Consider the following 23,955-nt stretch of genomic DNA (forward strand, 5'->3'; position numbering starts at 1 on the left):
CTCCATGACCGGATCGCTGTGCGGGTGCCAGCACCGTAGGCACGCGGGCCGCGGAACCTCAAACACCGCGATCGGCCCGCCCTGACGATCTGGGAGGACGACCCAGCGCCGATGAAAATTTCATGTACGCGGCGAAAGTTGCGGATCGACGGATGCTCGACTCCTCGGTGACGGGCCCGGCAGGGCGGTCCGCGCTTCCTCGGCGGCGGGCCGGGCCGCCGGCCTCTCGTGGATCGGCCCGCCCAAGGCGGCGCGGCCACCCGGCACGATGTCCTCGTTCATGCCGGGACGGCGGGCCGGTTCCGAGAGATCGCCGGGGGGACGGGGGCGCCCGCGCGTCAGCGGTGGACGGCGTCGGAGGTGTCCTCCTCGAGCAGGAAGCCGCCGGACTGGTGGTGCCACAGGCGGGCGTACGGACCCTGGGCCCGCAGGAGTTCGTGGTGATCGCCCTGTTCCACGATGCGGCCCTGGTCGAGCACCACCAGGCTGTCCATGCGGACGACGGTGCTCAGCCGGTGCGCGACCACGAGGGCGGTACGGTCACGCATCAGGCCCCACAGGGCCTCCTGGACGAGGGTCTCGCTTTCGGAGTCCAGCGCGCTCGTGGCCTCGTCCAGCAGCAGGATCGGCGCGTCGCGCAGGATGGCGCGGGCGAGGGCGACGCGCTGCCGCTGGCCGCCGGAGAGCTTGACGCCGCGCTCCCCGACGAGCGTGTCGAAGCCGTCCGGCAGAGCCTCGGCGAACTCCGTGACGTGCGCCGCCCGCGCGACCCGGCGGATCTCGGCGTCGGTGGCGCCCGGCCGGGCGAAGGCGATGTTGTCGCGCAACGACCGGTGGAACAGCGCGGGCTCCTGGGGGACGTAGGCGATCAGGCTGCGCAGGTCGGCCTGGCGGAGCCGGGCGATGTCCTGGCCGCCGATCACGATCCGGCCGCCGTCGATGTCCATGAGGCGGAGCAGCAGCCGGGTGAGGGTGCTCTTGCCGCCGCCGGACCGGCCGACCAGGCCCAGCTTGGTGCCGGTGGGGATGTGCAGGTCCAAGCCGTCGAACAGGGGCGGAGTGCCGGCGTGCGCGAACGTCACCCGCTCGAACCGGACGCCGGCGTCGGCGGGGCGCAGCGGTTGCGGGTCGTCCGGGTCGGTCACTCCCGGCGGCGTGAGGAGAAGCTCGGTGAACTGGGCGGACTCGGTGAGCACGCTCTCCATGCGACGGTAGATCTGGTTGAACTCGAACATGATGCCGATCGAGGTCGAGTAGTAGCTGAACGTCACCACGATCGCCTCCACGCCCAGGCCGCCGCGGAGGGTGACGGCGAGCAGCAGGCCGACGGTGCTGGTGAGGATCGACAGCGGTGCGATGACGGTGTCCACCCGGAGGTTGCCGTAGTCCCAGGAGTGGAGTGTCAGCCTGCGCTGCTCGGCGACCCGGGCCCGGTGCTGCGCGGCCTCGCGGCCCTCGGCGGCGAACGCGCGGACCGTCTCCATGTTGGCCAGCACGTCGGCGACGTGCCCGGACACCCGGACCTTGGCGGCCTCACGCCGGTCCACCAGCCTCTGGCGGCGGCGGATGAGCGGGGCGACGAGGAGAACGGTGACGATGATGAGACCCAGGAGGACGACGACCAGCAGCGGGTGATACCGCCACAGCACCACCGAGGCGAACGCCAGTGGCACCACCTTGGCGATGATCGAGAACGTGAGCGTGTCCACGAAGCTCTCGAACCCGCCGGAGAAGCTCAGCACCCGTTTGGTCAGCGAACCGGCGAAGTTGTCGTGGAAGAACGCGGCGTCCTTGGCCAGCAACGCGTCCATGCCCTTCACGCCGAGATGCTCGATGCCCCGGGCATCCGTGCGGTTCAGGAAATGTATGCCCACCCGCCACAGGATCTCGCCCGCGAGCAGCACCGCCCCGAAGCCGAGCACGTACGGCACGAGCACGGCGATGGTGGCGTCCCCGCCGTCGGCCAGCCGCCCCACGATCGCGCCCACCGCCAGCGGCGCGACATAGAACAGGCAGGTGTTCCCCAACGCCGGCAGGATCAGCGCGGGCGCGGCGATCCGCCACTGGCTCAGCAGCTCCCTGTTGTAGTACCGCAGCGCCAGCAGAACGGCCGACCGGCGGGCGGGCGGTTTTTCTTCGGGGGAATCGAGTAATTCCGGCACGGCCATCCGCCCCTCTGAGCACCTATGGCTATGGCCATGGTGGCGCAGGGCGGGCGGGGGAGGCGAACGATTTTCTCGGGAGCGGGATGGCGCGAGGTGCGCGGTTCCCGGGTCGGGCACCGGGAAATTCCCTGTCGGGTCACGCCGGAGATCTCGCCGGTGGGACGATCGTCGTCATTACCGGACCTGAGGCCACTCGAAAATCGTATTTCCTGTCATATCGCTATTACCAGGCTTGACGTCCCTCGAATAGCACACGTTTCCTGTCATATCGCCTCATGTGTACCTGGTGACGCGCTCCTCAACGACAGGCCGGGGTCTCGAGGAGAGGCGAGCGCGGCGCCCTCGTGAAGCGGGAGGCGGAGCACGAAACGCGCGCCGCGGGGGCTGTCCTCGATCCGCAGGGTGCCCCCGCCCGTCTCGGCGATCTGCCGGGCGATCGGCAGACCCAGCCCGGTGCCTCCGGCGTCCTTGTTGCGGGCGGTGTCCAGCCGGGTGAACCGCTGGAACACCGACTCGCGCTTGTCCGGATCGATGCCCGGCCCGTCGTCGATCACCTCCAGCACCGCGGTGCCGTGCGGAAAGCGCCGGCCGTCGCACTCGTCGCCCGGCGCACGCCGCACCTTGATGGTGATCTTGCTGTCGGCGTGCCGTTCGGCGTTGTCGATGAGGTTGGTGAGGAGGCGGCCCATCCGCAACCGGTCGCCGATCACCACCACGCCGGGCTCGAGGGAGAACTCACAGCTGTTTCTCATGTGGTGGCGCATCCGGCACTCCGCGGCGACGAGTTCGGCCAGGTCGATCTCCTCGTGGGCACCCGGGCTTCCCGCGTCCAGCCGCGCGATGGTCAGCAGGTCGTGCACGATCGCCTGAAGGCGCTCCATGCTGCCCAGAACGGTGCGCCCGAGCTTGGTCACGCTGGTCTCCTGGGGCGCGCGCAGGGCGTCCTCCACCTCGGCACGGATGGCGGCGATGGGGCTGCGCAGGTCGTGGGAGGCGTCCGAGGCGAATTGGCGCTGCTGTTCCACCGCGTTCTGCAGGCGGTTCAGCGTGTGGTTGATGCTGACGGCCAGATCATGGATCTCGTCATCGCTGGACGGTACGGGCGCCCGGCGGCTGAGGGAGGTCTCGTTGATCTCGTCGAGTTCCGCCCGGATGGCGGTCACCGGCTTGAGGGACTCGGCGGCGATCCGGCGGCCGAGGTAGGTGATGGCCGCGGTGAGCACCACCGCGGCACCGCCGACCGGCACGGCCAGCCGCGGATCGACCCACAGCGGAACCGCGGGGGAGGCGCAGTAGACGATCCAGTTCCCACCCTCCCGGTAGGCCCACTGCGCGACCACGATGTCGCATTCGCCAGGAGGAAAGACCCCGCCGCACACGACGGATCTGGCGGTGGCCCTGTTGCCGGGGGTGAACGTCGCCATGCGCGGCTTGCCCTGCATCTTCGGGGTCGAGAAGACGACCCGGTTCTGCGAGTCGACGACCTGGATGTGGCGGAACGGGTTTCGCGCAAGGGGATAGGCCACCTTGCCCCGCTCCACCTGCATGGCCACCCGGCCGCCATCCGCGACGATCTCCGCGGTGAGCGCCTCCGTGCTGAAACGGTGAATGGCGATCATGAGAACTGTGGCCACCAGTGTGCACAACAGGGCCGCCGTTGCGGCGGTGAACAGGGTGATACGCGTTATAAGTGAAATGCGGTGTCTGACGCTCATGTTTCAATCCCCCAAACGGGGAGGACCTGATGGACGAGTCCTCAGCGTCGCGGGTCTTGACGGGTCCGGGCTGTTTCGCGGGCGATCGTCCAGCCAGGGCCAGGGCCAGGGCCAGGGCCAGGGCTGGGGCCAGGGCCGGTACCGGCGCGGTCGCGCCTGCGGGCGGCGTCCAGCCGGCTGAGACGTCCGAAACGGATGGACGGTCGTGAGAGGGCGGCATCGGGAGTACAACGTCATCACCTCTGTCCACGGCAAGACCGGCATGTTGCCCAGGTAAATCTGCATCCTTGGTGAGCGCCAGTAAGTGACGTCTTAAGTCGATTATCTGAAGAAATGGGAAAGTCACGACAACGTGGAGTGCGGTTTGGTGCAAAACCTTAAATGGATCTCCCTGTGGCCTACCGTCCTCAGGAGGTCCGATTACTCCCCCCGAACGGACGGGGCCGGGGACGTCGGCCGGGCCACCGCGATCGCCCGGTCGCTCGACGGGCGCGACGCCGTGCTGACGGACGGTGTCCGGCGAGTGCCGGGCCGCACGACTTCGGCGACTTCGGCGGGGGCCGCGCCGGCCCGGGCCGACCTGGAAGGTCCGGCACCGTCGATCCCGGCCCGGCCGGCTTCGACGGCCGGGGCCGTTCGCGTGCCCGCCCCTCGGCGGGGAGAGATCAGGACGGAGTCAGGCCGGTGTCAGCGGCGTAGGGAAATATGAGGGCAAAGCGCACCAAAAGCAATCAGCAGGGGGTTGGTCACGACACCAGGTCCGCTCACGGCGAAGATCCATGTGGGGAACCGGGTCGTGGCCCTTTGTCTGGGGGAAGCGATGCGGTTTCACATGCTAGGCCCGTTGGAGGCCGTCGACGGCGATCAGCGGCTCGCGTTGGGAGGCATCAAGCAACGAGCGACTCTGGCGTTCCTGCTGTTTCACGCGAACAGAGCCGTGCCCATCAGCCAGCTGATGGAGGCGCTGTGGTCGCTCGCGCCTCCGGTGACGGCGCGGAAGATCCTGCAGAACGCGGTGTGGAGCCTGCGCGGAGCACTCTGCTCGCGCGCCCGCGCCGATGAGTCCGTGGAACTGCTGACCCAGCCACCCGGATACATGCTCCGCGTGAACACCGACGAGATCGACCTCTACCGGTTCAACCGCTGGGTGTCGGAGGGACGGGCCGAACTGGCCGCCGGCTCGGCCGCCGCGGCGGCCGTACGGCTGCGCGAGGCCCTCTCGCTGTGGCAGGGGTCCGTGCTGGCCGACCTGGTCGAGGCGGGCATCACCTGGCCCGAGATCACCTCCGCGCAGAACGCCAGGCTGGACGCGACGGAGGACTGCTTCGAGGCGGAGCTCGCCTGCGGCCGTCACCAGTCCGTGCTGGGCGCGCTGACGGCGATGGTCCGGACGGAACCTCTGCGCGAGCGCCTGTGCGGTCAGCTCATGCTGGCCCTGTACCGGTGCGGTCGCCAGGCCGACGCGCTGAACGTCTACAGCCGCGTGCGCTCCGCCCTCGTCGAGGACCTCGGGCTCGAGCCCTGCCGGGAACTGCAGGTGCTGCAGCAGGCCATCCTCGCCCAGGACGCCGGGCTGGACCTGCCCGGCACGCAACCGCAGGCGGAGCCGATCACGCTGACCACGCCGGACACCTCGCCCCCGGACCCCCCTCCACCCCCGCCCGCGGTGCCGGCGACCGAGCGCCGCCAGGTGAGCGTGCTGCTGGTCCGCGCCCAGCCCGAACTCGGTGACAGGCACCGGGTGCGCGAGGGCCTCACCGATTTGATCAAGAACGTCGTCGGCTCGATGGACGGGACCACGGTCGCCTCCATCGGATCGGTGACGCTGGCGCTGTTCGGGGCCACCGGCGACCGTGCGGTGGACGTCCGGCACGCGGTGCGCGCCGCCACGGCGATCCGCGGCGGTCTCGGCGCGGCTTCCGGTGCGGACGGCGGGAACGGCCCGTCCACGCCGCGGGTCACCGTCCAGGCGGCGGTGACCACGGGGGAGGCGATCGTCCGCTACGACCCGAACGGAACCGGTGCCCTGCTCTCGGCCGACGGGCCTTTGCTGGACGAGTGCGACTCCCTGCTGTCCCTCGTCCCGCCCGGTGAGATCTGGGCGTGTGACGAGACCAGACGGGCCACCGCCGCGACGATGACCTACACGGCGGTCGGCGAGTCGCCCGCGCGATGGCGGCTCGAAGCGGCGGATCCGCGCCACGCGGCGCCCGTGGTGCCCGTGGCGCCTGTGACGCCCGTCGCCGATCACGAGCTCGAGCTGAGCGTCCTGCTCGGCCTGCTCGAACGGGTACGGCATCGCCGGGTGCCGCACGTCGTGACGTTGCTGGGCGAGGCCAACATCGGCAAGAGCCACCTGATCATGGAGTTCGAGCGCCGGGTCATGGGGCAGCCGGAGCGGACGCAGTTCCTGATCGGCCACGCGCCGCTTTTCGCCAGGAACAACGTGCTGGCCATCCAGGAGGCGATACTGGCGTCGGTCGACGGTCTCATGCGGGGGGCTCCGGCGAGGACGGCGGGAGACAAGGCCGCCAGGGCGCTGTGGCACCTCACGGCAGGCGAGCAGAAGTCCGGCAGGCTGCTCTCCCTGCTGGGCCCGCTCGTGGCAGCGGAGACGGAGCGGGAGCCACCCTGCGCCATGGGCGACTCGCGGGCCGCCGCGCTGCGGTTCTTCGGGGAGATCGCCCGGAACTGCCCGCTGGTGATGATCGTGGAGGATCTGCACCGGGCCGACGACGTCGTGCTCGACTTCGTTCACGACCTCGCCGACCACATGGAGCCGGCGTCTCTGCTGGTGATCGCCACCGCTCGCCCCGACCTGTTCACCCGCCGTCCCGGATGGGGCGGCGGCAAGCGACGATTCACCACGATCACCATGGACCCCGCCGTGGAGTCCGCCTCGCCGCGGGCGGAGGAGTTCCTGCAGTTCGCGACGCGGAACGACGCGATCGATTCGCGGAGCTGGCTGCGCGGCAGCCTGCTGCGCAGCGCGCCGTACAGCTGAGGCGCGGCCCGCACCCGGGGAGGACCACCTACGCCCGGTGTCCGGGACGACCCGGTCCCGATCGCGGTCCTCGGCGACCGGTGAGACGGTCAGCCGATTCCGAATTCGATGCTGTTGACAATCGCGACCAACCTGGCCTCCACTTACCAAGGAGTGAACAAGGTTGGAAAGGTCGGGGTCCAGGGTATGGGGGAGTCGAATGAAGATCGCTGTGCTCGGCACGCTTTCGGCATGTGAGGCGGGGATATCCTTCATGCCGACGGCGGCAAAACCGCGCCAGGTTCTCGCCATGTTCGCCACACACGCCGATCGTGTCATTCCGGCCGCGACTCTGGTGAAAGAACTGTGGGGGGATACGCCTCCGCCGAGCTTTCAGACAACGCTGCAGACGTATATCGCCCACATCCGCAGCCATGTCAGGGCCGCGCTGTTGCAGTCCGGCCAGCTTCACCGTCGCAGCCCCAAGGATGTGCTGATCACCCGGCCCGGGGGCTATCTGCTGGCCCCCACGGGCGGGTCGGTGGACATGTGGGAGTTCGAGCGCCAGGCCTTCGCCGGCTACCGGGCCATGGACTCCGGGGATCACGCGGTGGCCTCGCGGAAGCTGCGGTCGGCGCTCGCCCTGTGGAGGGGGCCGGCGCTCGCCGACATCGGCGTCGGTTCGATCCTGCGACTGGAGATCGAGCGGCTGGAGGAGGCCAGGCTCTGCGCCCTGGTGCGGCGCATCGAGGCGGACCTGCATCTGGGGCGGCACCAGGAGGTGCTCAGCGAGCTCACCGTCCTCGTCCGGCAGCACCCGGACAACGAGAGCCTCTGCAGGCACTTCATGATCGCTTTGTACCGCTCGGGACGCTGCGGTGACGCGCTGGCGGCCTACCGCCAGCTGCGGACCACGCTCGTCCGCGAGCTCGGCATCGAACCCTCCGCCACGGTGCGCGAGCTGCACCAGGCGATGCTCTCCGGCCTGTCCGAGCTTGACGTCACGGATGTCAAGGCCGCGAGGCCCGGACTGGCCCGCACCGGCTGACGTCGACGGCGTCCGCCGGAAGGCGGGACGCCACGGAAACACCCGGCCTGGCCCGCTCGCGGTTCGTCGGTGCCCCCGAATCGCGCGCGGGAGAGCCGGCGGCCGGAACGGGAGGCTTCGCCGCTGCCTGCCGGATCCGGACCCTGACCGAGCCCGTCTCCGCGCGGTTCCACCTCCGCGGGGCCTTCCTCGTCTCCGCGCGGTTCCATCTCCGCCGGGGGAGTGGCCTGCCAGGGCGGACGGACGGCGACGGCGCGGACCGGTCACCGTGGCGGTGGTTCGTGCGCCACCACGGTGACCGGTCACGCGCGGTGAGTCCCGCCGCCCGATCCCAACGGAAGAACCTCGTGGATCGCGAGGTCACCGTCCCGAGTTGACGAGCAATGAATAGCCCGTGAATCGCAAATGAGCGCCAGGTTATTGGCGGCCGATATTTTCGGAATCAGCCACACAGGTTGAACTCGGATCCAATTCATAGGAGAAGCGGAAAATGGATCTGCGACTTTCCGGGAAAACGGCGGTGACCGGCGGAACCGGTCTTCAGGTCGCCGGCACCCCGATCGCCGAAGGTGCCACCTTCCTCGGTGCCGGCCTGGAGGTCGGCCACGCGCTGAGGGAGAGCGGGTGATGAGCCGGGCGGCAGGCGGTCGCGAGCACGTCATCTCCTGGGAGGATCCCGGCATCCTCGCCCGCGAAGGGCTTTCGATGAGCGGTATGGAATGCATGAACGCGCTGATCGAGGGGAAACTGCCGCCGCCGCCCGCGTGCTCGATGATGAACTTCCGCCTCACGGAAGTGGCGGAGGGGCACGCGATCGGCGTCATGAAACCCGCCGAATACCACTACAACCCGTTCGGCGGTGTGCACGGAGGCGTGCTCGTCACGTTGATGGACACGGTCATGGGCTGCGCGGTCCACACGATGCTGGCGGCCGGGGTGCTCTACTCGACACTCGAGGTCAAGAGCAACTTCGTCCGTCAGGTGAGCGTGCACTCCGGGACGCTCCGGTGCCTCGCCTCGGTCATCCACCTGGGTGGCAGGACGGCCACCGCCGAATGCAGGGTCACCGACGCCTCCGGTGACCTGTGCGCGCACGCCACGACCACCTGCCTGATTCTGCGACCGCCGAACAGCGGCAACCAACGGTGAGAACCAACCAGGGGAGTTGAATCACGATGAAGGGTCGCGCGGCGAAATCGGCCGGGCTTTTCCCCGGACAGGGCGCCTTCGACGGCAGGGCACTGCTCGCCGCCGCGGAGCGCTATCCGGCCATCGGTGCCGTCTTCACCGAGATCGACACGGTGACCGCCCCGGAGGGCGGCCGCAAACTGTCGGAGATCGTCCTCGGCAGTGAACCGGCGACCATGGCGGGGCTGCTGGCCGATGACCACTGGGTCTCGCAACTGGCGGTCTACGGCGTGGACGTGGCGGTCTTCCGCGCCCTCTCCGAGCTGGGCTGGCGGCCCGACACGCTGGCCGGCCACAGCCTGGGCGAGATCGCGGCGCTGGCGTGCGCGGACGTCTACACGGTCGCCGACGGCGCCCGGGTGATCTGGCAGCGGGTGCGGGCGGTGGAGAGCCTCGACCTGCGCGGGGGCTACATGGCGGCGCTGTCCGCGGACCCCGCCCGCGCGCGGCTGCTCATCGACCTCATCGCCGACGAGTCGCTGGCGGTGGCGGCCGAGAACCATCCGGCGCAGAGTGTGGTGTCCGGGTCGGAGACGGCGATGGACCTCCTCAGGCAGGTCGCCGGATCGCTGAACGTCTCGTTCGGCAGGCTGGACTCCGCGGTGCCGTTCCACTCCCCGCTCCTGCGGGGGGCGGTCGCCCCCTTCGCCGCCGCGGTCAGGAGGATCCCGGCGCGCGCACCGAGCCTGCCGGTCTACTCGGCGATCTCCGGACGCTACTACGGGCGGGACGAGGACCTGGGCGGCGTGCTGGCCTCCCACCTCGTGGAGCCGGTGCGCTTCGCCGACGCGGTGCGCGCCCTGCACGCCGACGGGGTGCGCACGTTCGTGGAGTGCGGCGCGCTCGGCGTCCTCGGCAAGCTCGTCAGGCGCAACCTCGCGGAAACGGACCCCGTCGTGGTGCCCGGGGTGGGCGACGCGGACCAGTCGATCGACAGCGCCGCCGCGCGGCTGCGCGGTCTGGGCCTGCTGGGCGCGGCTCCGATCATGCCCGGCGGGCTGCTGCCCGACGCGGACCCCGAGCGGCTCACCGCGTTCTGGGCGGAGCGGGGCGGCGCCATCCTCGACCGGATCCGCCAGGAGTTCGCCCAGTACGGCCCGGCCGAGCCCGCCCCGGAGGCGGACTCGACGGCCGACCTCGGCGACGAGCTCCGCGAGCTGTACGCCGACGCCCTCGAGTACCCGGTGGAGGTGTTCACCGACGACGTCCTTCTCGAGGCCGAGCTCGGCATCGACTCCGTCAAGCAGGTGGAGCTCCTCGCCCGGGTCTCGGAAAGGTACGGCCTGCCCGCCAGGCCGGGAAACTTCCGGCTGGACGAGGTCGCCACCATGGGCAAGGTCATCGACTACGTGCGCTCCATGCTGGACGAGCACGCCACGGCCGGGCGTTGAGCGGCCATGTCCATGGGAGAGCTGAACGGCAAGGTGGCGCTGGTCACCGGGGGCGCCAGGAACGTCGGCAAGGCCATCGCGACCGAGCTGGCCAGGCGTGGCGCGCACGTGATCGTGAACTACTTCCACGCCCGGGAGCAGGCCGAGGCGACGAGGGCGGAACTGACCGCCGCCGGTTACCCGGTGGACCTGATCAGAGCCTCCGTGGCCAGACCCGAGCAGGTCGAGCGCATGTTCGCCACGATCGGGGAACGTCACGGCGGCCTCGACATCCTGGTGAACAACGCGGCCTCCGGAGCACTGCTGCCGCTCGCCGAGGTGACGGCGGAGCACCTGGACAAGGGCTGGGACACCAACGTCAAGGGGGCGCTGGAGTGCGCACGCCGCGCGCTGCCGCTGATGGAACGGAGGGGCGGCGGGTCGATCGTGAACGTCTCGGCCCTCGGCGGTGCCCAGTTCGTCATGGCCAACTACTTCGCCTGCGCGCCGGCCAAGGCGGCGATGGAGGCGCTGACCCGGTATCTGGCGGCGGAGTACGCCCCGCGCAACGTCCGCGTGAACACGGCCTCGGCCGCCATGCTGGTCAGCGAGGTGGCCGACCGGTTCCCCGACGCGGCACGGATGCAGGAGGCCGTCAGGCGTGCGACGCCGATGGGCCGTCTCGGCACGCCCGAGGAGTTCGCCGAGGTCGTGGCCTTCCTGGCGGGTGAGCAGTCCCGCTGGATGACCGGCCAGGTCGTCCTGGCCGACGGCGGTCTGTCCCTCGGGACGAGCATGCTCGCCGCGCCGCCGGTGGAGCCGGTCGCGGAAGACGAGCCGGACGGTGCCGTGCGGGACGAACTGGACGGTGCCGCGCGAGGTGAGCCGGACGGTGCCGCGCTGGACGAGCCGGACGGTGCTGTGCCGGACGAGCCGGACGGCGTCGCCATCGTCGGCATGGGCCTGGTGGTGGCGGGCGCCAACAGCCCCGAGGAGTACTGGCGGCTCCGGCTCGACGGCGAGGAGCTGTTCGTGCCGGTGCCGGCCGACCGCTGGGCCGGCGAGGAGTTCCACTCCGACGACCTCGCGGCCGAGGACAAGTCGTACCAGGACCGCTGCGTCTTCATCACCGGCTTCCAGCCCGGCCCCGGCACCTTCGACCAGACCGGTGGCGCCGAGGAGCACGAGCTCACCACGGCGTGGCTGCGTCACTCGATGGTGCAGGCGATGCGGGAGGTCACCACCCGGCCGGGCGACCGGTTCTCGTGCAGCATCGGCTACACCCCCGACGGCAACCAGCACCTGGAGGAGGCGGGAGTCCTGGCCGCGGTGGCCGCGAGGGCCGAGCGGCTGCTCGCGGGCCTGGACCTGGCGGACGCGGCGCGTGAGAGCCTGCTCGAGGAGCTCGACGGCACGCTCGCCGGACGCTACCGCCGGGGCGCCGGAGCGGATCCGTCGCGCTTCCTGCCGTACCAGGTGGGGCGGCTGGCCGTGGAGGGGGTGCTCCCGCCGGAGACCAGGTTGCAGATGGTGGACACGGCCTGCTCCTCCTCCCTCTACGCGGTGGACATCGAGGCCAAGACGCTGCTCGCCGACGACGCCGACGTGGCGGTGTGCGGGGGAGCCTTCGCTCTGGGGCCTCGTGGCACCGTGCTCTTCTCCAAGCTGCAGGGTCTTTCCAAGCGGGGAGAGGTGCGCGCGCTGGACGCCGACGCGGACGGCGTCATCTTCGCCGACGGCGCCGCCGTGGTCGTGCTGAAGCGCCTCAGCCGGGCCCGTGCGGACGGCGACCGGATTCACGGGATCATCAGGACGATCGGCACCTCCTCCGACGGCAAGGGCAAGGCGGTCTACGCGCCCAACCCCGACGGCCAGGCCCTCGCCATGGAGCGGGCGCGACCGGACGGCGTGGACTGGATCATCGCGCACGCGACCGGCACCCCGGCCGGGGATCTGGCCGAGTTCACCACGCTGCGCGGCTACCACGGAGACAGGACCTGCGCGGTCACCTCCAACAAGTCCCTGGTCGGGCACACGGGGTGGGCGGCCGGTCTGGTGTCGGTGATCGAGGGCGCGCTGGGCATGCGCCACGAGACGATCGCGCCGCAGTTCCGCTTCACCGCGCCACCCGAGGACTTCAGGATCGAGGAGTCCGGCCTGTACATCCCCACCGAGGCGCGGCGCTGGCCCGCGCGCCCCGGCCGCAGGCGCGCGCTGGCGGTCTCCGGATTCGGGTTCGGCGGCACCAACGCCCACCTGGTCGTCGACGAGCCGCCCCCCGCCGCCGCGAGGACGGTCCCCGCCCCGCGCGCGGACCGCGGTCGCATCGCGATCGTGGGCTGGGCGGCGCACCTGCCGGGACTGCCGGACCGGGACGCGGTGGCGGCCTGGCTGCGCGGTGACGGCGCGGGTCCCGGCGCGAGCTTCGGCGACGTCTACCCCGTGCCGGGCTTCGAGAAGGTGCGCCTGCCCCCGCGCACGGTGCGGACCATCGACCGCTGCCAGCTCATGATCCTCGAATGCGGCCACCAGCTCCAGGCGCAGCTGGGCGGAGCCTGGACGGACCTGTCCGAGCGCACCGCGGTGTTCGTCGGGCATCTCGGGCCCACCCGCGCGGGCATGCTCTACGCCAACCGGTGCTATCTCGACAGCATCGACCGCACCCTGTCGGCCAACCCCCGCCTGGTCTCCTCCGCGTTGCTCCCGGCGCTGGTCGACGGCCTGCGCGAGGACATGGGCCGGCTCATCCCGCCCGCCAACGAGGACTCCTTCCCGGGCATGATGCCCAACATCGTCTCCGCGCGCGTGGCGAACTACTTCGGCTTCCACGGCCCCAACCTGATGATCGACTCCGGCCTGGCCTCCGCGCTGTCCTCCTTCGACGTCGCCTGCCGCTACCTCCGCACGGGAGACGTCGACCTGGCGCTGGTCGGCGGCATCAACGGCAACAATCTCCCGGAGCTGCTGCCCCTGCTGGCCCGCGAGTTCGCGGGCGCGGGGGAGCCGGTGGCCGCGGAAGGGGCCTTCCTGTTCGCGATCACCAGTGAGCGGGTGGCGGCCGAGGCGGGCCTGCCGGTCCTCGGCTGGATCGACACCTCGACCGGCGGGTCCGCCGAGGACCGGGCGGACATCCCGGCCGGCGGGTCCACCGGGGACCGGGCAGGCGTCGCGACCGGCGGGTCCGCCGACGCCCGGGAAGGCGCCCGCACCGACGTGGACTGCGGTGCCGGCGCGCCGGACAACGCCCGCTACCTCGGCGCCTCCGGGGGCATGGCGATCCTGCGCGCGCTGCACTCCGCCGACGCCGCCGCCGTGCGCATCGCCTGCTCCGGCGAGCCGGGGGCGCCCGCCGTCCACCTGACGCCCGCCGTACGGGACGCGGAACCCGCCCTCGCCGCCGGGTTCTCCGACCCGGAGCGGTACGCTCCCGGCGCCGCCGTCGAGGTGCGCCGGCACGTGCCGGAGCTGGTGGCGGCGCCCGCGTCCGTGACCGGGGAGTGCGAGCCCTTCCTTCCCGACGGTGTCCTGGTGCTCGTCGACCGGCCGGAACTCGCCGAGAACCTCTCCCGCCTGCCCGCCGGCGCGCGCGTGGTGTCCTGCGCCCCGCTCACGGCGTCCCGGCCGGGGTGGCACCACCTCGCCGAGGTCACCGCCGAGGCCGTCGACGCCGTCCTGGGCGAGCGGATCCCCTCGCACGTGCGGGTGCTGGCCGACCTGACGGCCGCCGCGCCGCCCGCCGAATGCGTCGCCGGCGGCGCGCCCGGCCTGGAGGCGCTCCACGAGCTCACCTTCCTGGTGCTGCGCCGCTGCCCGGCGGCCTCCGTCACGACGGTGCTGCTCGGCGCGGTGCCCGGCGGCGTGCCGCACCCCTACACCGGCCTGTTCTCCGGGCTGACGAAGGTCGCCCATCTGGAGTCGCCGGACTCCGTCCGCTTCATGCTCGCCACCGGCACCCGGGACGTCCGCACGGCGGAGCGGGCGGCGGAGCGCGAGTCGGGCACGGAGCGCGCGCTGCCCGTGGTCTTCGACGTCGACGGGGAACGCCGCGTGTTCACCCTGGTCGAGCGGCCGGCCGAGGTGGGCGACGGGACCACCGTCCGGCTCACCGAGGATTCGGTCGTCCTGGCGGTCGGCGGCGCCAGGGGGATCACCGCCGAGCTGATGAAGGCGCTCGCCGAGCGGTTCAGGCCGAGGCTCTACCTGGTGGGGAGCAACCCGATCAACAGCTACCCGCCCGAGGTGTTCGAGGCGAGCGAGGAGGAGTTCGCCGCGGGAAGGAAGGCCTACCTGCGCGCCCAGCTCGACGCCCGTCCCGGCACGCCCGTCGGGGTGCTCAGCCGGGAGTACGACCGGATGGCCGACGCCCGGGCCGCGCGCGGCAACCTCGACGTCATGATCGAGCACTGCGGCCCGGACCGGGTGCGCTACCTGACCTGCGACGTGACCGACCCCGACGCGGTCCGCGCGGCCGTCGGCACCGTCCTGGCGGACGGCGGGGACATCGACCTGCTCGTCAACGCCGCCGGGCGCAACGGGTCGGCGCTGATGCCCGACAAGGACCTCGACACCTTCAGGGCCGTCCGCGACCTGAAGCTGGTCTCGCACCGCAACCTCAAGCGCGCCCTCGCCGGGCGGCCGCCCGGCCTGTGGTGCAGCTTCGGCTCGCTCCTGGGCTTCTTCGGCCAGCGCGGCGAGGCCGACTACGCCTCGGGGAACGACCACCTGGCCGCCGCGGCCGCCTACGCGGCGGCAACCGAGGGCGCCGCCGAGGTCACGCTGGCCTGGACGCTGTGGGGCGGCGTCGGCATGGGCGCCTCGCCCCTGGTCAGCGACTACTACGAGCGGCGCGGCTTCTACACGCCCATGACGGCGGCCGAGGGCGTCCACCACTTCGTCCGCGAGCTGCACACCGGCACGCCGGAGGCGCACGTCGTCTATCTGGGCGAGGCGGAGCGGCGCACGGTCGGGGAGTTCTACCCCGCGTTCTTCGCCGCACCGGAGGGCCCCTCTCCCTTCTACCTGCGCCGGCTCGTGGCGCGGGAGAGCGACGCGGTGACCTACGAGTGCCGGTTCGACCTGTCGAGCGACGGCTATCTGCGGCACCACGCCGTTCACGGGCACCCCACCCTGCCCGGCACGTTCATCACCGAGATCGCCGCGGAGGCCGCGCGGTCCCTGCGGCCCGGCCTGCGGGTCATCGGCTTCACCGACCTGCGCTTCGAGAGGTTCCTGCGGATCTTCGAGAACGTGGACCCCGTCCCCAAACGGATCCAGGCCCGTGTCACGCACGCGACCGGGGACCTCGTCACGGTCGACGTGCGGCTGGTCACGGACGTCGTCGCCCCGGGTGGGGTCGTCCTGAGCACCGGCAGCGTCCACTTCAGCGCGCGCGTCCTGCTGGCGGCGACCTTCGGCGTGACGCCGCGGATCACCCCGTGGGCACCCGACGCCGCGGAGGTGGCCGTTCCCGACCCGTACCACGTCCGGAATGCTCCCGTCCTGCTCACCGGGCCGTTCGTCACCACCACCGGCACCCGGCTGCACCCGAGGGGCAAGCGCGCCAGGTTCGCGCCGTCCCTCCGGCGGGACGACCCGGTGTGGTCTCGCTTCGCGATGCCGAGCCTGCTCCTGGACGGCATGGCCCGCATGGGCGTGCTGAACCTGATCGGCGGGCACCTGGTGCCGGTGGCCGCCCCCCTGTCCATCCGCCGCATCGACCTCTACCAGGAGGCCAACGACCTGTCGCTGGCCGGCTCGGGGCCGATCGAGCTCTACGCGACGCCGGCCGGGTTCGCCCTGGAGACGGACGGCCCGGTGGAGAACCGCTTCGTGGCCGCCAGACCCGACGGAAGGGTGGTGGCGCAGATCAAGGACATCGCCGCCACCGTCCTCGGCTACCTGAGCGTGGACACCGGAGAGTTCCACACCCCCGACTCGGCCCTCGCGGCCATTGCAGGAGATGGACGATGACCGCACCTCCCGCGCCAGGGCCGGAAGGTCGCCACCTGATGGGCGCGCTCAGCAGCTTCAAGCGCGACTCGCTGAGCCTGATCACCGAACTGCAGGGGTACGGGGGCATCGCCCGCGTGCGGCTCGGCCCGTACCTGGTCCACCAGCTGACCGGGCCGGAGTTCATCAAGCACGTCCTGCAGGACAACACGGACAACTATCGGCGTGGCCGCTTCTACCAGGGCTTCAACCTCTTCATGGGCCGCGGCATGCTGACCACGGACGGCGCCGAGTGGAGGGCGCGCCGCGACGTCAGCCAGCCGTTCTTCCAGCGGGCCTGGCTGCACGGCGCGTCGGGCGTGATCACCTCGTGCGCGGAGGAGCTGATCGCCCGCTGGGAGGGGCCGGCCGAGCGCGGGGAGGACATCGAACTCGTCGACGAGATGATGTGGCTGGCGATGGGCGTGCTCAGCCGGATGCTCTTCGGCGTCGACCTGCGTGACAGGTACGCCGAGCTGGCACCGGCGGTCCGCTTCTCGCTCAAGGCCATGATCCTTACCGGTGAGGTCAGCCAGATGCTGCCGCGGTGGGTACCGACGAGGTACCGCCGTGACCTGAGGCGCCACCAGGCCGTGCTCAACGGGGTGATGGACGACGTGATCGCCCTGCACCGCGCCGGCGGCGGCGATCCGGACGACCTGGTCAGCGCGCTGCTCAAGGCCACCGACGCGGAGACGGGACGGCCGTGGCCGGACCGGCAGATCAGGGCCGAGCTCAAGACCCTGTTCATGGCCGGGCACGAGACGACGGGCTGCGCCCTGGCGTGGACCCTCTACTCCGTCGCCCAGCACGCCGACGTGCGCCGCAGGCTCGAGGCCGAGCTCGACTCGGTGCTCGGAGACCGGGCGCCGACGCCCGGCGACCTGCCCGGCCTGCCGTACCTGCGCCAGGTGGTCGACGAGTCGCTGCGGCTGCACCCGCCGATCTGGGTGTTCCCGCGCGACGTGGTCGAGGACGACGTCATCGGCGGTCACCACATCCCCGCGGGGACGACCCTGCTCATCCCGCCCTACGCCGCCCATCGCGACCCCGCTGCCTGGGAGAACCCCGAGGCGTTCGACCCCGAGCGGTTCTGCCCGGCCGGCCGCGGCCCGGCCAGGTACACCTACCTTCCCTTCGGGGGCGGGGCGCGGCGCTGCGTCGGCTACTACATGGCGCTGCTGGAGATCCAGTTCACCGTCGCGATGCTCGTCCGCCGCTATCACCTGAGCCTCGTCCCCGCCCAGCAGGTGACGCCGGTCGGCCTGGTGTCCCTGAGACCGGCGCGCGGCATCCGCATGCGGCTCGCCAAGAGGGGTGCGTGAGGCTCGTGACGCGGACCACACCCGTCCACCGCTACGTCTGGGAACCGGCCCCCGCCCCGCCGCTTCCGCCGTGCGGGCCGCGGCACCTGGCGGGCCGCCGGATCGCGGTCATCGGCGGCCTGGACGGCACGGCCGAGCGGGTCGCGGCCGGGCTCGCCGGGCTCGGCGCGATCCCCTGGCAGCCGGGCGACCCCGGCGTGCCGGACGCCGTCGTGGACCTGACGCTGGCCGACCCGTTCGCCCCCACCGACGCGGCGAGCTGGGAGAAACCGCTCACCCGCACGCTGGCGGTGCTCCGGCACTGCTACGACGACTGGGCCGGGGAGAGCGACAGCCGCCGCCTGGGCTATCTGGCCGTGACCTACCAGGGCGGTCACATGGGGTACGGCGAGACGGCCGCCCACCAGCCGCTGGGCGGGATCTGGGCGGGCCTGGCCAAGACGCTCCACCGGGAGATCCCCAACGTCAACGCGCGGGTCGTCGACGTCGCCGACCCGAAGCAGCCCGATCTTCCGGACATCGTCGCCCGGGAACTGTACCGGTGGGGGCTCTGCGAGGTCGGCTACGTCGACGGCGTGCGCCACACGCTCGCACCGCGCGTTCGCGAGGCGCCGCCCGCCACCACGGCACCGGGCCCGCGGGACGTCGTCCTGGTCTGCGGAGGCGGGGTCGGCATCGGCTACGCGCTGGCCACCGAGCTCGCCAGGCGGCACGGCTGCGAGGTCGTGATCACCGGGCGCCGCGCCGCGCCCGAGGGAACGGAGGAGTGGCTGCGCCTCGATCCCGCGGGCTTCGACGACCACCGTCACGACCTGATGCGCCGGGCCGCGCGCGACGGCACGCTCCGCGAGACCAGGAAGCGGCTGCACCGGCTGGCCCGGCTGCGGGAGCTGGCGCGGAACCTGCGGGCGGCCGCCGAGGAGGGACTGCGCGTCAGGTACGAGGCCTGCGACCTCGGCGACCCCGCCGCGGTGTCGGCCCTGGTGGACTCGCTGGGCCCGCGGCTGACGGGCGTGGTGTACATCGCGGGCGTGGACCGCCCCGCCAGGCTGCCCGTCAAGACCGACAGGGACTTCCTCGCGGGCGTCTCGGTGAAGATCACCGGTTTCCTCCGCGTGTTCGACGCCGTCCGCGACCGTGACCTCGCCTTCTTCTGCAACGCCGGATCCCTCACGGGCCGGCTGGGCGGCATGGTGGGCGAGCTGGACTACGCGGCGGGCAACGAGGCGCTGGCGCGCCTGGGCCTGTGGGCCCGGCGGGCCGGCGGGTTCCGGGTGCTCACCACGTGCTGGCCCCTGTGGCAGCAACTGAGCGCCTCGACGAACGTGGACGCCGCGCTGCGGTACATGACGGCGCTGGATCCCGCCCAGGGCCTGGATCTGTGGTGCCGCGAGCTGCTGTCCTCCTCCGGCGAGGTGACGTTCCTGGGGAGGCTCGGCAGGGAGCTGCGCCCCGTCCAGGCCGGCCAGTTCATGATCGAGCAACCGCTCCCGGGGTTCGACCTCGCCTACGCGAGGATCTTCCATCTCGGGCGGCCGACCGGTTACCGCCCGCCCGCGCGGCTGGTCGCGCGGCTGCGGCTGGACGGCGACGCGGTGCCCGCCCTCGGCGACTTCCTGGTCGACGGCAGGCCGGCGCTCCCGGTGAGCCTGCTGATGGAGAACGCGCTGCGCTCGGCGGAGTGGACGGTACCCGAGCAGGGACCGGTGCTCGTCCCGTGCGAGCTGCGTGACGTCCGGATCGACCTGTCGGGTCTGGCGACGGACGGCGGCGAGCTGGTCCTGGACCGGGAGTGCGCCGGTGCGGAGACCGGGGGCCGCTGGAGCACCTCGGTGGTCTTCCGCAGGCCGGGTGACGGCACGGTGGTGGCGCGGATGCTCGTGGGATACGACCCGTCGGGGTACGACGCGCGGAGCGTGCCCGCCGTGCCCGTGACCGGCCACGCGGCGGCCGCGGCGGCCGCGACGGCCGCGACGGCGGGGCCCGTGGAGGGCGCGCGCCCGCGGGGCCTGGACTGGCGGGGCGCGCTCATCGCGGCGGGCGGGTGGCGGCGCGATCGCGACGGCACGCTGAGCGCGGAGGTACCGCCCTGCCCGCCGGCCGACCTGTGGATCGCCGACCTGGTGCCGGGGAACAGGCTGCCCGTCGCCGCGGTGGAGAACATCGTCCGGGCCGTCGTGACGGGCCCGGGGCGGCGGTTGCGGATCGGCCGCGTCGCACTGCACGCCGACGCCTCGTCGGCCGGCCTCGTCGTCGGCCTGCCCGGCGGGCGGGAGTGGCACGCCGTCGACAGCGGCACGGCGCGGGTGGTCCTGACACTGCGCGAACCGGAACTCGGCGCCTGACGGGGAGAGAGGGCACGATCCCGATGAAGATCACGATGGCGGGCATCTACCGCCAGGAGCACATAGACGACCCGTATCCGCTGTACCGGCGGGTGCGCGAGGCCGACCCGGTCTACTGGGACGACGAGATGGGCGACGACGGGGCCTGGATGGTCACCGGTTACGCCGCCGCCCAGACCGCGCTCATGGACCCCCGCCTGTCGGCCAGGCGGCCGCACTGGGGCCGGGATCGGCTCCCCGCCGACCCGGAGCTCGCCTCGGCGCAGCGCGCGATCGACCAGCAGATCGTCGTCAGCGACGCGCCGGAGCACACCCGGCTGCGGCAGCACCTCACCCGGCCCTTCCTGCGGCGCCGCGTCGACGAGATGCGCGAGGACGTGGTCAGGCTCACCCACTACCTGCTGAAGGCGGCCGTGGCCGGTGAGTCGGGCGAGCTGGACGCGATGGACCGCTTCGCCTTCGCGCTCCCGGCCGTCAGCCTCGCCGGCGTGCTGGGCATCCCCGCCTTCGACGAGCGTTACCTGTCCTGGATGCTGAGCCTGGGGCTGCTCATCGACGACGGGCCGCTGAGCCGTACGCACCAGGACAAACTGCTCGGTGGGGTCGTCGAATACCTCCGCTTCTTCGCCGGGCACGTCGCGGAACGGCCGGGGAAGGGGGCGGCGGGCAGACGCCAGGACCTGCTGCAGACCCTGGCCGACCACTACACGGACGGCGGATTCGCCGACGCGGAGGAGCTGAACGGCAACCTCGCCTTCCTGCTCACCGCTGGCCAGATCAGCACGGCGCACCAGATCGGCAACACCCTGCTCCACCTGCTGCGCAACCCCGACGTGTACGACCGGCTGCGGGCGGATCCCGGCGCGGTGCCCGCGGCCACCGCCGAGTTCATGCGCTACGACGCCTCCATCCAGCTCACCAAGCGGCGGGTGCGCGAGCCCTTCGAGCTCGGCGGCCACGAGATGGGCCCGGGGCAGGAGGTCTACGTCTGGATCGGGGCGGCCCACCGCGATCCGGCGCAGTTCGCCGACCCCGACCGGCTGGATCTGGACCGGACGGGGGTCAGGCACATCGCCTTCGGTCACGGCGCCCACTACTGCCTCGGGGCACGCCTGGGACAGCTCGTCCACGACGTGGCCGTCCAGGCGTTCATCGAGCGCGTTCCCGCGCCCCGGCTGCGGACCGACAAGATCGAACGGTCGGTCATGCCGACCTTCCGCGGGCCGTACAAGCTTCCTGTCGGTTTCGGCCGGTAGGCGCCTGCCCCAACCGCTCACCAGAAGGAGGACCCGGTATGTGTGGCATAACCGGATGGGTGGATTTCGACCGCGACCTCACGAGGGAACGAGACCTGCTGCGCGCGATGACCGAGACCATGGCCTGCCGGGGGCCGGACGACGCGGGCGTGTGGGCCGACACCCACGCGGGCATCGGGCACCGCCGGCTCGCGGTCATCGACATCGAGGGCGGCGCCCAGCCCATGAAGGCCGAGCGGGACGGCCGTGTGGTGGCCGTCCTGACCTACTCGGGCGAGGTCTACAACTACCGCGAGCTGCGCGAGGAACTGAAGGCCAGGGGGCACCGCTTCCACACGGCGAGCGACACCGAGGTGGTGCTCGCCGCCTACCTGGAGTGGGGTGAGAACTGCGCCGACCACCTCAACGGCATGTTCGCCTTCGGCGTGTGGGACGCGGAGCGTCAGGAGCTGGTGCTCGTCCGCGACCGCCTGGGGATCAAGCCGCTGTACTACCACCCCACCCCGGCGGGAGTGCTCTTCGGGTCGGAACCCAAAGCCCTGCTGGCCAACCCGCTCGTCAGACGCGGCATGGACATCGACGGGCTGCGCGAGGTGCTGACCTTCACCAGGATCCCCGGCCGGACGGTCTACCAGGGCATGCTCGAGGTGCTCCCCGGCCAGGTGGTCAAGGTCGGCAGGAACGGCCTGACCTCCAGGCGCTACTGGAGGCTGGAGGCACGCCCGCACACCGACGACCTCCAGACCACCGTGGAGACCGTGCGGGGGCTGCTGGAGGACATCGTCGAGCGCCAGCTCGTCTCCGACGTCCCGCTGTGCGTCCTGCTGTCGGGCGGTCTGGACTCCAGCGTGCTGACCGCCCTGGCGGCCGGGAAGCTCGGCGCCCGAGGGAAGCCGGTGCGCTCCTTCGCGGTCGACTTCGTCGGCCAGGGGGAGGGCTTCACGGCGGACGACATGCGCGGCACGCTCGACGCGCCGTTCGTGGCCGAGGTCGCCCGCCACGTCGGCTCCGAGCACACCGACATCGAGCTGGACGCCGCGCGGCTCGCCGACCCGTCGGTGCGACGGGCCGTGCTGAACTCGCGCGACGTGCCGATCGGCCTGAGCGACATGGACGCCTCGCTGTACCTGCTGTTCAAGGCGATCAGCGCGCACTCCACGGTCGCGATCTCCGGAGAGTCGGCCGACGAGCTGTTCGGCGGATACATCTGGTTCCACGACCCGAACGTGATCAACGCCCCCATCTTCCCGTGGGCCGCGTACGGGTCCATGGACCACACCGCGCTGTTCGACCTCGGGCTGCTCCAGAAGCTCGACCTGCAGAACTACCTCGCGGAGCGCTACCACGAGGCCCTCGCCGAGGTGCCCCGCCTGGAGGGCGAGACCGGCCTGGAGCGCCGGATGCGCGAGATCAGCCACCTCCACCTCTCCCGCTTCCTCCAGCTCATGCTGGACCGCAAGGACCGCACCAGCATGGCCTGCGGCCTGGAGGTGCGCGTCCCGTTCTGCGACCACCGCCTCGTCGAGTACGTCTTCAACGTCCCCTGGGCGATGAAGACGCACGACGGACGGGAGAAGAGCCTGCTGCGGGCCGCCACCGCGGACCTGCTGCCGCGGTCGGTCCTCGACCGCCGCAAGAGCCCGTACCCCTCCACCCAGAACCCCGCCTACGACCAGGCCGCCAACGAGGAGCTGGGCCGGGTGCTCGCCGACCCGGACTCGCCGCTGTATCCCCTGCTCGACAAGGAGAAGGCGCGGCTCAGGGCGGACGGCAAGGGCCCCGGCGGGCGCATGGAGCGCAACCTGCTGGACAACACGCTGCAGATGAACACCTGGCTCGACTCCTACGGCATCACCCTGGACGTGTAGACCGGCGGACCCGACGCCGGCGCGCCGGGCGGCGTCCGTGAACGACCGCCCCCCGACGGCTCCCGGTCCTCGCCGGGTGCGCGTGCCGTACGGGGAGCGCCCTGCCGGACGGGAATCGCCCGGGGCGCCCGGTGCCTTCGTACCGGCGAATCGCGAGCGGCGTCGGACCAAACCGGCGAGGGCCGTGAAAGACGGGAAACCCAATCACCCCGGCCGCGGGCCGATCGTTCGACAAGTAAGGGGGATTCTCGTGAGCGGACACGCCGAAACCCCTGACCTGTCGCCGGTGGCGAGAATGCGCCGGCTCGGGACGGGCCGGGGATTCGCCGGAGCCCCGCGCGCCGGAACCCAGCTCGGCCCAGGTTTTTCCGGGCCGAGGCCGAATTTCTCGGAAACGCTCGTGGCCGGCCTCTTCCGGTGACGGCGGGTGGCCATTCCTTCGCATTTATGAATCCTTTGCCGATGCATGGACCAGGGAAAGGAGAATGTGGGTCAAGCGATTTACCGTGGCAAGTGATCGTCTCCGTATCCGGCATTTTCGTCGATCTTCTGAAATGCCTTCCGGGGGCCTGCTCTTACGGGATGTCAGATCGCGAGTAAGTTTTGGCCGGTAGGGTGGCGCGTGTGCTCATCTCGGTGGGTGAGCGGGTGATGACACGGGCCCGGTGAACGTGAGCAGGCGTCGGAGATCGCGGTATCCGTCC

12 protein-coding genes and 1 pseudogene are annotated in these 23,955 nt (G+C 71.6%); 11 read left to right on the forward strand and 2 right to left on the reverse strand.

The window, feature by feature from the left end:
* Positions 1-338: 338 nt before the first annotated feature.
* A complete protein-coding gene (locus ACTOQ3_RS27740; RefSeq protein ID WP_440086339.1) occupies positions 339-2,162 on the reverse strand; it encodes an ABC transporter ATP-binding protein in 1,824 nt (607 codons plus the stop codon).
* A gap of 266 nt (positions 2,163-2,428) precedes the next feature.
* A complete protein-coding gene (locus tag ACTOQ3_RS27745) occupies positions 2,429-3,880 on the reverse strand; it encodes a sensor histidine kinase (RefSeq protein WP_440086340.1) in 1,452 nt (483 codons plus the stop codon).
* A gap of 832 nt (positions 3,881-4,712) precedes the next feature.
* On the opposite strand from ACTOQ3_RS27745, the gene ACTOQ3_RS27750 reads away from it, so the two are divergent.
* The 11 genes and pseudogenes from ACTOQ3_RS27750 (at position 4,713) to asnB (ending at position 23,251) form a co-directional block, all read left to right on the forward strand.
* The gene (locus tag ACTOQ3_RS27750) at positions 4,713-6,884 is read left to right on the forward strand and encodes a BTAD domain-containing putative transcriptional regulator (RefSeq protein ID WP_440086341.1); all 2,172 of its coding nucleotides are present in this window, start codon (positions 4,713-4,715) and stop codon (positions 6,882-6,884) included.
* 253 nt (positions 6,885-7,137) lie between these two features.
* Positions 7,138-7,296, forward strand: a pseudogene (locus tag ACTOQ3_RS27755) (AfsR/SARP family transcriptional regulator); the annotation flags it as partial.
* A 57-nt stretch (positions 7,297-7,353) separates the two neighbouring features.
* On the forward strand, positions 7,354-7,911 hold the full coding sequence (locus ACTOQ3_RS27760) for an AfsR/SARP family transcriptional regulator (protein ID WP_440086463.1): 558 nt from the start codon (positions 7,354-7,356) through the stop codon (positions 7,909-7,911).
* A gap of 490 nt (positions 7,912-8,401) precedes the next feature.
* Entirely contained in the window at positions 8,402-8,539 is a 138-nt protein-coding gene (locus tag ACTOQ3_RS27765; RefSeq protein WP_440086342.1) for a hypothetical protein, read from the forward strand.
* Positions 8,539-9,060: a PaaI family thioesterase gene (locus ACTOQ3_RS27770; RefSeq protein ID WP_440086343.1), complete on the forward strand. Its 522-nt coding sequence runs from the start codon at positions 8,539-8,541 to the stop codon at positions 9,058-9,060. The genes ACTOQ3_RS27765 and ACTOQ3_RS27770 overlap by 1 nt, the downstream gene beginning before the upstream one ends.
* A gap of 26 nt (positions 9,061-9,086) precedes the next feature.
* Positions 9,087-10,490 carry an acyltransferase domain-containing protein gene (locus ACTOQ3_RS27775; protein WP_440086344.1) on the forward strand — a complete coding sequence of 468 codons (1,404 nt, stop codon included), beginning with the start codon at positions 9,087-9,089 and terminating at the stop codon, positions 10,488-10,490.
* Positions 10,491-10,496: 6 nt separating this feature from the next.
* Positions 10,497-16,439, forward strand: a complete 5,943-nt coding sequence (locus ACTOQ3_RS27780) for an SDR family oxidoreductase (protein WP_440086345.1) — start codon at positions 10,497-10,499, stop codon at positions 16,437-16,439.
* Positions 16,436-17,782, forward strand: a complete 1,347-nt coding sequence (locus ACTOQ3_RS27785; protein ID WP_440086346.1) for a cytochrome P450 — start codon at positions 16,436-16,438, stop codon at positions 17,780-17,782. Before ACTOQ3_RS27780 ends, ACTOQ3_RS27785 begins: the two co-directional genes overlap by 4 nt.
* The gene (locus ACTOQ3_RS27790) at positions 17,779-20,127 is read left to right on the forward strand and encodes a KR domain-containing protein (protein WP_440086347.1); all 2,349 of its coding nucleotides are present in this window, start codon (positions 17,779-17,781) and stop codon (positions 20,125-20,127) included. Before ACTOQ3_RS27785 ends, ACTOQ3_RS27790 begins: the two co-directional genes overlap by 4 nt.
* Positions 20,128-20,150: 23 nt before the next feature.
* Complete coding sequence (locus ACTOQ3_RS27795; RefSeq protein WP_440086348.1) at positions 20,151-21,383, forward strand: cytochrome P450; 1,233 nt, start codon at positions 20,151-20,153, stop codon at positions 21,381-21,383.
* A gap of 38 nt (positions 21,384-21,421) precedes the next feature.
* Positions 21,422-23,251 (forward strand): asparagine synthase (glutamine-hydrolyzing), encoded by a 1,830-nt coding sequence (gene asnB, locus ACTOQ3_RS27800; protein ID WP_440086349.1) that lies wholly within the window; start codon positions 21,422-21,424, stop codon positions 23,249-23,251.
* The last annotated feature ends 704 nt before the right edge of the window (positions 23,252-23,955 follow it).

This window comes from Streptosporangium sp. LJ11, from assembly GCF_051918945.1.
Lineage (GTDB): Bacteria > Actinomycetota > Actinomycetes > Streptosporangiales > Streptosporangiaceae > Streptosporangium.